This is a genomic window from Tropicibacter sp. S64, assembly GCF_049803835.1.
GTDB lineage: Bacteria > Pseudomonadota > Alphaproteobacteria > Rhodobacterales > Rhodobacteraceae > Pacificoceanicola.
The window spans coordinates 616,796-625,868 of sequence record NZ_JBNAGK010000001.1 but is presented as its reverse complement, the minus strand read 5'-3'; the positions used below and the strand labels follow the sequence as shown (position 1 = coordinate 625,868).

Genomic DNA, 9,073 nt, shown 5'->3' with positions numbered 1-9,073 from the left:
CCGGCGCGCCCCGCGCGGCTCGCCGTCCCCCCCCCCGGCGAAACTCCTCTTCGAGTGCTAGCGCGACAAACCACCATGCAGCGTCGGCACATCCAGCGATGCAAAGCCGTAGTGCCGCAGCCAGCGCAGGTCGCTGTCAAAGAACGCCCGCAGATCCGGGATGCCGTATTTCAGCATCGCGATCCGGTCGATCCCCATGCCAAATGCAAATCCCTGCCACTCCGCCGGGTCCACGCCCGCCGCCGACAGCACCTTCGGATGCACCATGCCGGAGCCCAGAACCTCAAGCCAGCCGTCGCCCTCGCCGATCTTCAGCTGACCGCCTTCCCATGAACATTGGATATCCACCTCGGCGGACGGCTCCGTGAAAGGGAAATGCGAGGCGCGGAAGCGGGTCTTGATGCCGTCGATTTCGAAGAAGGCGGCAAAGAACTCCTCCAGCACCCACTTGAGGTTCGCCATCGAAATATCGCGGTCGATGGCAAGCCCCTCGACCTGATGGAACATCGGCGTGTGCGTCTGGTCGTAATCGGCGCGGTACACCCGACCCGGGCAGATGATCCGGCAGGGCGCGCCGTGCGCCTCCATATGCCTGATCTGCACCGGCGAGGTATGGGTGCGCAGCACATGCGGCGGACGGTTATCCCCCGCGGCGCGGTGCATGTAGAATGTGTCCATCTCCGCCCGCGCCGGGTGGTGCCCGGGGATGTTAAGCGCATCGAAGTTGTACCAGTCGCTGTCCACCTGCGGCCCCTCGGCCACGGCAAATCCCATGTCGGCGAAGATCGCGGTGACCTCCTCGGTCACCTGGCTCACCGGGTGAATGGAGCCGACCCGCTGCGGCCGCACCGGCAGCGTCACGTCCAGCCATTCCGCCTTCAGCCGCTCGTTCAGCGCCAGATCGCCCAGCGCCACCTTCTTCGCCGCCAGTGCCGCGTTGATCTCGTCCTTGAGCGCATTCAGAGCAGGCCCGGCCACCTGCCGCTCTTCGGGCGACATGGTTCCAAGCTCGCGCATCTTCAGGCTGATCTCGCCTTTCTTGCCCACGGCGGCGAGGCGCAGCGCCTCCAGCCCGGCCTCGTCCGAAGCCTCACTGATAGCGGAAATATACTTGTCGCGCAGCTCTTGCATCTCATCTCTCCGGACTGGACGCCCGGGAGTTACCACAGAAGAAACGGAATGCAAGCCGCGAGGGCGGCCCGCACCACCCTCAGCGCAGGTTCCGGCAGGAGCGCAGTTGCTGCTCGTAGACCAGCGACCGCTCGCCCACCTCGGAGGACACGCGCAGCAACCAGGCCTTGGAATTGTAGGAGCCGTTGCGGAAGCCTGTCCGCCCCTCGTGATACGCGAGGTAATGCGAGCGGGCATCGGTCAGCGAGATCCCCAGCTGGTCCCGGGACTGTGCCATGTACCAACCCATGAAATCCGTCGCATCCCGAATGTCATCACGCCGGGCGCGGCGGTTGCCGGTGGACGCGAGGTATTCCTTCCACGTCCCGTCCAGCGCTTGCGAATAACCATAGGCCGAACTCTGCCGCCCGACGGGAATCACCCCGAGGGTGAATCGCAGAGGAGTCCGCGCGTCGGAGATGAACTTGCTCTCCTGGTAAATTGTCGCCATCTGGACGTGCACCGGCACGCCCCACTTCCGCTCAGCCGCCTTGAACGCGGACATGTAGCCGCGCCGCTGCTTGAGAATCGAACACGCATTGTCGAGATCCCGGGGCGCCGACCCCGATCCACCACCGCCGCAGGACGCGGCCAGCAGGACGATCACCAACGCGCGAAGCCACTTGCTCATCTGCCTCTCGCCTCATGTTTTTATAGTGTTTTGACACACAATAGCCGATTGGCGGGCGAGGGGAAATGACAATTCCGAAAGGCCGGAGCTTTGGGCGGGGCGTTGCGTGGGGCGCCGGAAGAGCGTACGTGCAGGGGCTTGAACTGGCGAGAATTTCGCTATTCTCATACGCACTGTTGGTAACCGCTTCACAATGTGTTTCCGGCGATTTTGTGTCCAAAAGTTGGACTCTTCGCCGTTTTTGAATTTTAATTGACCTTGAGAGGTATGTCATGATCCGTGAACGCGCAAAATATCATCTGGGCCAGGTCGTCCGGCACCGCAAGCACCCGTTCCGGGGCGTGGTGTTCGACGTCGATCCGCAGTTCGCCAACACCGAAGAGTGGTATCAGGCCATCCCCGAGGACTCCCGGCCCAAGAAGCAGCAACCGTTCTATCACCTACTGGCGGAGAACGATCAAAGCTTCTACGTGGCCTATGTGTCCGAGCAGAACCTCGTCGCCGACTATTCCGGCGAGCCGGTGGACCATCCGGACATTCCGGACCTGTTCGGCGCCTTCGAGGACGGCAGCTACGCGCTGCACTTCCAGCTGAACTGACCGCAAGCGCGGGGCACGGCCGGCCACGTCTGGTCCTGGGCGCAGGGCACAGCCCCGCCAGTCCTGTCCTGCCTGCGGGGCGCAGCCCCGCCCTACGCCACGTCGCGCAGCATGGACAGGAACTGCGCGACAGCGGCGTCGCTCATCGACCAATCGCAAACCAGCCGCCCGATCGCCATGCCGTCATCGCCCGCAGGCTCGGCGCCGTAGATGTGATAGACCGCACCCCCCGCTTTCAATGCCCTGTGCTGCGCCCCGGTGGCGCGGAAGAACACCATGTTGGCCTGAGTGGCGTTCACAACCTCCAGCCCCGCCGCCTCGATTCCGGCCCGCAGCGCCGCGCCCTGCCGGTTTGCCCGTGTCGCAAGATCCTTCCACAGGTCGCCGTCCAGATACGCCTTCATCTGCGCCGCCAGATACCGATGCTTGGAATAGAGCTGCGCCCCGCGCTTTCGGCGCAATTCAAACTCCCGGGCCTTCTTCGGATCGAACAGGATCACCGCCTCGACCCCCATCAGGCCGTTCTTGGTGCCGCCGAAGACCGCGACGTCCACGCCACGCTTCCATGACATCTCCGCAGGCGTGCAGCCCAACGCCACGCAGGCATTGGCAAACCGCGCCCCGTCGAGATGCACGGGCAGGCCGAACCCTTTCGCCACGTCGCAGAGCGCCTGCAAGCGCTCCAGCGCATAGACGTTCCCCTCTTCGGTCACGGTGGTCAAGGACACCGCCCCGCGCTGCGGCCCGTGTACGCCCCGCGTGCCCTCCGCCGCTATCGCCGCCCGCAGCGCCTCCGGCGTCATCACGTCTGTCCCCGGCACCAGCGTCAGCTTTGCCCCGCTCGTGTAGAACTCCGGCGCATTGCACTCGTCCACGTTGATATGCGCCATCGGCGTGCAGAACGCCGTATCATAAGGCTGCACCAGGCTCGACAGCGCCAGCACGTTGCCCGCCGTCCCGAGACCCACGAGGTAGACCGCCGCCTCCGGGGCCTCGAACAGATCGCGGATGCCCTGCACCACCTCAGCCGTCAGAGGATCGTTGCCATAGCCCATGGCATAGCCGTCATTCGCCGCCGCGAGCGCCTCCAGTACCTTCGGATGCACGGGGCCGCCATTGTCGGATGCAAAATTCATGGCCTGTCTCCCAAGGGTTCCTCGATGATGTGGTCTTCCCAGTCCTCGTCCGACACCTCGAACTCGGCGACGGTGCGATGGCGCATGGAGACGCCTGCCTCGTGGACGCTCTCCGGCGTGCCGGTCAGCAGCGGGTGCCAGTCGGGCAAGGATTTGCCCTCGTACAGCCGCTTGTACGCGCAGGTCTCCGGCATCCAGTAGGCGTGCTGGTCGATGTTCGACGGTTTCATCACGATGCATTCGGGCACGAACTGGTGCCGGATCGGGTATTGCGCGCAGCGGCAGGTGGTATCGTCGAACAGGCGGCAAGCCACGCGGGTCAGGGCGACCTCGCCCGTCTCCTCGTCCTCCAGCTTGTTCAGACAGCACTTGCCACAGCCGTCGCACAGCGCTTCCCACTCCTGCGGATTGAGGTCGGTGAGTTTCTTGCGCTCCCAGAAGCGGGGCGCGAGCCCGTCCCGCCGGATCGGATCGCCGCTCATAGCGCCGAGAGGATGGCGCGCGCCTGCGTGCAATCCGCGTCCATCTGCGCGATCAGGGCGTCGAGGCTGTCGAACTTCAGCTCGGGCCGCAGGTACTCCACCAGCCCCACGGACAAGGTTGCGCCATAAAGATCGCCGGTAAAATCGAACAGGAAGGTCTCGATGTTCGGGAACTGCCCGTCGAACATCGGCCGCACGCCAACTGACGCCGCGCCGTGGTACTTGCCCTTGTGCCGCCCGTCCATGACCTCGACCAGCACCGCATAAACGCCGAAGGCGGGCGGGTGCAGCCCGTCGATGCTCATGTTCGCGGTCGGATAACCGAGCACGCGGCCCCGTTGCTCACCGCCGATCACCTCGCCTTCGATCCGGTGCCAGTGGCCAAGACCCGCCTTCGCGTCGCGGGGCCGCCCTTCGGACAGAGCGGTGCGAATGGCGGTGGAGGAAATCTCCTCGCCGCCCGCCTCCAGCAGCTCCGCCACGGTCACGCCAAAGCCCATCTCCGCGCCGAACGCCTTGAGATCCGCCACCGATCCGGCCCGCCCCTTGCCGAAACAGAAGTCCGCACCCACGACCACGTGACACAGCCCAAGCCCGTCCACGATCACCCGCTGTGCAAACTCGCGGGGAGTCAAAGACGCCAAGGCCGTGTTGAAATTCAGCTGATACAGCCGCTGGACGCCCAGCTTCTCCAACCGCGACGCCCGCGCCTCCGCGCTCATCAGCCGGAAGGGCGGCGCATCGGGGGCGAAATACTCGCGCGGGTGCGGCTCGAAAGTCAGCACGCCAAGCTTGGCCTCCGGCGCGGCCTTGTGCGCCAGCTCTATCACCGCCTGATGACCAAGGTGCACGCCGTCGAAATTGCCGATGGCGACGCTGGCACCCCGATCTTCCGGGCGGACGTACTGATAATCGCGAATAATCCTCATGGCACCCGGGTTAGCCCGCCTGCCGGGCAGGCGCAAGCGCCGCAGCGATGCGCGCGATGCCCGCTTCGATGCGCTCCGAGGGGATCGAGGAATAGCCAAGCCGGTAGTAGTGGCGCGGAGGCGCCTCTCCGGCGAAGAACGGCGTTCCAGGCTCGATCAGCACACTCTCGCGGCGCAGGTCGAGGGCCAGCCCCCGGCTGTCCACCCCTTCCGGCGCGACCATCCAGATGCTCGAGCCGCCATGTGCCCCTTTCCCGGCCACCTCCAGCCCATGCGCCGCGATTGCCTGTTCCATCACCTTGCGCCGTTCGCCAAGCGCCCGCCCCATGCGGCGGATCTGCGCGTCATAATGGCCAAGGCTCAGGTAATAGGCGGCGGTGCGCTGGATGTGCCCGGGCGGATGGCGCAGGCTGCTCGCCCGCAGCGCCCGGACCTCGCGGATGAAGGATACGGAGCCGACCAGATAGCCGAGCCGCAACCCGGGGAACAGCGACTTAGAGAAGCTGCCGACGTAGACCACTCGCCCCTCCTGATCGAGGCTCTTGAGCGCGGGACTTGGCGGCTTGAGGAAGGACATCTCGAACTCGTAGTCGTCCTCCACGATCAGCGCGTTCAGCGAAGAGGCCCGTGCCAACAGCGCCTCCCGCCGCCGGACCGGCAAGGTTGCGGAAGTCGGGCACTGGTGACTCGGCGTCGTGAAGATCACCTGCGTCCCGTCCGGGATCGCCTCCGGCGGCAGGCCTTCCTGGTCGACATCGACGGCGGACACCTGCGCTCCGCATTGCCGCAGGATCTCGCGCAGCGCCGGGTAACAGGGGTTCTCCACCGCCACGCGCCGCCCGCGTGCCGCCAACACCTGCGCCGCCAGCCAGAGGGCATTCTGCGCCCCCATGGTGATGAGAATCTCCTCCGGTCCGGCCTGGATACCCCGGCGCGGCAGCGTGTGGCGGGCGATGAAGCTCACCAGCTCCGGATCGTCCTGATCGAACTGGTCCTGCGTCAGCGCGGTGAAATCCCGCACGCCAAGTGCCTGTGTCGCGCAAAGCCGCCAGTTGGCGTGATCGAACAGCTTCGGGTCGGCCTGCCCGTAGATGAACGGATAGCGGAAGCTGGCCCAGTCCGCGGGCTTGTCCATGCTGAGGCTCGGCCCGCCGGTGAACCGCTGAGCAAAGGCGCGGTTCCAGTCGACGCTGTCCTGTCTTGGTGCCAGCGGCCCGAAATCCGGCGGCTGCGGAGCGCCCTCGCTGACGAAATAGCCCGACCGTCCGCGCGACGTCAGGTAATCGTTGGCGAGAAGCTCGGTGTAAGCCAGCGTCACGGTGATCCGGCTGACCCCTAGGTGCCGGGCAAGACCCCGGCTGGACGGCAGCTTTTCCCCGGGCCGGAACCGACCCGACAGGATGCCCTCCGCCACCATCTGCTGGATGCGCGCCTGCAGCGTGCCCTGCATGTCCGGGGGAAGGCGGAAGGTTTCGACGGGAATGGCCATGGCGGCACGGTAATCTGGGCCGATACCGGGCGCAATCTGGATATACACAGGCGCATTTCCGGGTTTGCGCTCCCCCACCCCAACCCTCCCCAAGGGGGAGGGAATCCCCGCGAGACGAAAAACCCCGCCACGGCATGGACCGGGCGGGGTTTGCGATGTCTGCGATGCGCGTGGCCTCAGGCGGCCAGGGCACCTTTCGCCTGGTCGACGATGGCGGCGAAGGCCGCCGGCTCGTGCACGGCGAGATCGGCGAGCACCTTGCGGTCCACTTCGATCCCGGCCTTGTTCAGGCCGTTGATGAACCGGGAGTAGGTCAGCGCTTCGTCGTGGGCGCGGACAGCGGCGTTGATCCGCTGGATCCACAGTGCCCGGAAGTTGCGCTTGCGCTGCTTCCGGTCACGGGTTGCGTACTGGTTGGCCTTGTCGACGGCCTGGGTTGCGACCTTGAAGGAGCTCTTGCGACGGCCATAGTAGCCTTTCGCAGCCTTGATGACCTTCTTGTGACGCGCGTGCGTGACGGTTCCGCCTTTGACTCGGGACATAGCGAATTCTCCTGATTAGCGGTCGTAGGGCATGTAGCCCTTGACGATCTTGGCGTCGGGGGCAGACAGGGCCGTCGTGCCGCGCGCGTCGCGGATGAATTTCTTGTGGCGCTTGATCATGCCGTGGCGCTTGCCGGCCTGACCTGCGATCACCTTCCCGGTCGCACTGACCTTGAAGCGCTTCTTGGCGCTCGACTTCGTCTTCATCTTGGGCATTTCGGTCTCCTTCTACGTCGCACGACTCGGCATGCCTCTTCGGCCGGACGCACGGTTGGAGCGCGCCGTATAGAGGCGCGATCCATATTTGGCAAGGGATTTTCCGCGCCTTGGCGCTGCGCTCAGATCAGATCGCCAATGACGTGGTAGACGACGTTCGGCAGATCGCCGAAGCGATACCCGCCTTCCTTCTTCTGGATGGCGTAGACCATCAGCCCGCCCGCCACGATCACGACGATCGCCGCCACCCGGGGCGCCCGCCCTTCGGAAAAGGCAGACACGATCGCCGGAATGGCCAGCACGGCCAGAACCATGCCGACCACCAATGTCGTATCCGGATCCATTCTGGACTCCTGTTAACTGTCGTTAACAGACTACTCCGGATCGGTGCTGTAGATCAAACGCTCGTCACAGGGCGCAACGCGCAGGATGTTCGTGGACCCCGGCACGTTGAACGGCACACCGGCGGTCACCACGATCTGATCGTGCTCCTCGGCAAAGCCATGCTTGCGCGCCGCCCGCGCCGCGTTGACCACCGCCTGCTTGAACCGCTGGAGCTCGCCGGTCATCACCGTCATCGTGCCCCAGTGCAGCGACAGCCGCCGCGCGGTGCCGCGCAGCGAGGTCATGGCGATGATCGGCACCCGCGGCCGCTCGCGCCCGACCAACGCCGAGGTCGTCCCGGAGGAGGTGAAGCAGCAGATCGCCTTGATGTCCGTCGTTTCCGCAATCTCCCGCGCGGCGGCCACGATTCCATCCGCCACCGACACCCGCTTGGCATGGCGCGAGGCCTCGAGGATTTCGCGGTAGGTCGGATCGCTCTCCACCTCGATCGCCACGTTGTTCATCGTCGTCACGGCCTCGACCGGGTATTGCCCCGCCGCCGATTCCGCCGACAGCATGATGGCATCGGTGCCCTCGTAGATCGCCGTTGCCACATCCGACACCTCGGCCCGGGTCGGCATCGGCGACTCGATCATCGATTCGAGCATCTGAGTCGCAACGATCACCGGCTTCGCCGCCGCCCGGCATTTGCGCACCAGCCGCTTCTGGATCGGCGGCACGTTCTGCACGGGCAGTTCGACCCCTAGATCGCCCCGCGCCACCATGATCCCGTCGGACACCGCCAGAATCTCGTCGAACGCCTGCACCGCCGCCGGCTTCTCGATTTTCGACAGGATCGCGGCCCGGCCATCGGCCAGCTCACGCGCCTCCCAGACGTCCGCCGGCCGCTGCACGAAGCTCAGCGCCAGCCAGTCGACGCCCAGTGCACAGGCGAATTCCAGATCGCTGCGGTCCTTCTCCGACAGTGCCGCCAGCGGCAGCACCACGTCCGGCACGTTCACGCCCTTGCGGTTGGAAATCGTGCCGCCCGCGATCACCGTGCAATTGGCGAAGTCCTCACCGCATTCCTCCACCCGGAGGCGGATCTTGCCGTCGTTCACCAGCAGGTGCGCCCCGACCTGAAGCGCGGCGAAGATCTCCGGATGCGGCAGGTTCACGCGCTTGTGCGTGCCAGGTGTCTCGTCGAGATCCAGCCGGAAGGTCTCGCCCCACTCCAGTTCTTCCTCGCCGTTCTCGAACACGCCGACGCGCAGTTTCGGCCCCTGCAGGTCCGCAAGGATGGCGATCGGGCTGTCGAGGTCCTTCTCGACCTGCCGGATGATGCGATGCCGTTCGGCCAGTTCCGCATGGGTGCCGTGGCTCATGTTCAGGCGGAACACGTCGGCCCCGGCCTCGTGCAGGCTTCGGATCATCTCGTAGGTGGAACTCGCCGGTCCCAGCGTCGCGACGATCTTGACGTTGCGATCTCTTTTCATGGTGTCTCTCCTGGCGCGGCAGTCACATATGGCAGGACGAAAGGCGGCTTGGCAAGGTC

Annotated in this window: 11 protein-coding genes; 1 reads left to right on the top strand and 10 read right to left on the bottom strand. The window is 65.4% G+C overall.

The genetic code is table 11. The features are described from left to right. Nucleotides 1–57 precede the first annotated feature (57 nt). Nucleotides 58–1,131, bottom strand: a complete 1,074-nt coding sequence (gene pheS / locus ACP159_RS02990; RefSeq protein ID WP_425098134.1) for a phenylalanine--tRNA ligase subunit alpha — start codon at nt 1,129–1,131, stop codon at nt 58–60. Nucleotides 1,132–1,210: 79 nt separating this feature from the next. Continuing rightward, on the bottom strand, nt 1,211–1,801 hold the full coding sequence (locus ACP159_RS02985) for a lytic transglycosylase (protein ID WP_425098133.1): 591 nt from the start codon (nt 1,799–1,801) through the stop codon (nt 1,211–1,213). Between the two features lie 272 nt (nt 1,802–2,073). Between ACP159_RS02985 and hspQ the strand changes: the two genes are divergently transcribed. Next, nucleotides 2,074–2,400: a heat shock protein HspQ gene (hspQ, locus tag ACP159_RS02980; protein WP_136439995.1), complete on the top strand. Its 327-nt coding sequence runs from the start codon at nt 2,074–2,076 to the stop codon at nt 2,398–2,400. A 92-nt stretch (nt 2,401–2,492) separates the two neighbouring features. On the opposite strand, the gene ACP159_RS02975 is transcribed toward hspQ, so the two are convergent. The 8 genes from ACP159_RS02975 to pyk all read right to left on the bottom strand — a co-directional run bounded on the left by ACP159_RS02975 (nt 2,493) and on the right by pyk (nt 9,014). Continuing rightward, a complete protein-coding gene (locus tag ACP159_RS02975) occupies nt 2,493–3,536 on the bottom strand; it encodes a threonine aldolase family protein (protein ID WP_425098132.1) in 1,044 nt (347 codons plus the stop codon). Then, entirely contained in the window at nt 3,533–4,018 is a 486-nt protein-coding gene (locus ACP159_RS02970; RefSeq protein WP_425098131.1) for a YcgN family cysteine cluster protein, read from the bottom strand. The genes ACP159_RS02975 and ACP159_RS02970 overlap by 4 nt, the downstream gene beginning before the upstream one ends. After that, the gene (locus ACP159_RS02965) at nt 4,015–4,947 is read right to left on the bottom strand and encodes a bifunctional riboflavin kinase/FAD synthetase (protein ID WP_425098130.1); all 933 of its coding nucleotides are present in this window, start codon (nt 4,945–4,947) and stop codon (nt 4,015–4,017) included. The genes ACP159_RS02970 and ACP159_RS02965 overlap by 4 nt, the downstream gene beginning before the upstream one ends. Before the next feature lie 10 nt (nt 4,948–4,957). Continuing rightward, nucleotides 4,958–6,436: a PLP-dependent aminotransferase family protein gene (locus ACP159_RS02960; protein ID WP_425098129.1), complete on the bottom strand. Its 1,479-nt coding sequence runs from the start codon at nt 6,434–6,436 to the stop codon at nt 4,958–4,960. A gap of 176 nt (nt 6,437–6,612) precedes the next feature. Next, nucleotides 6,613–6,978, bottom strand: coding sequence for a 50S ribosomal protein L20 (rplT, locus tag ACP159_RS02955; protein ID WP_425098128.1), 366 nt, complete (start codon nt 6,976–6,978; stop codon nt 6,613–6,615). 15 nt (nt 6,979–6,993) lie between these two features. Beyond that, nucleotides 6,994–7,194, bottom strand: coding sequence for a 50S ribosomal protein L35 (rpmI, locus tag ACP159_RS02950; protein WP_282301622.1), 201 nt, complete (start codon nt 7,192–7,194; stop codon nt 6,994–6,996). Nucleotides 7,195–7,316: 122 nt separating this feature from the next. Next, nucleotides 7,317–7,538 carry a hypothetical protein gene (locus tag ACP159_RS02945; RefSeq protein WP_425098127.1) on the bottom strand — a complete coding sequence of 74 codons (222 nt, stop codon included), beginning with the start codon at nt 7,536–7,538 and terminating at the stop codon, nt 7,317–7,319. A gap of 30 nt (nt 7,539–7,568) precedes the next feature. Then, nucleotides 7,569–9,014 (bottom strand): pyruvate kinase, encoded by a 1,446-nt coding sequence (gene pyk / locus ACP159_RS02940; RefSeq protein WP_425098126.1) that lies wholly within the window; start codon nt 9,012–9,014, stop codon nt 7,569–7,571. Nucleotides 9,015–9,073 lie beyond the last annotated feature (59 nt).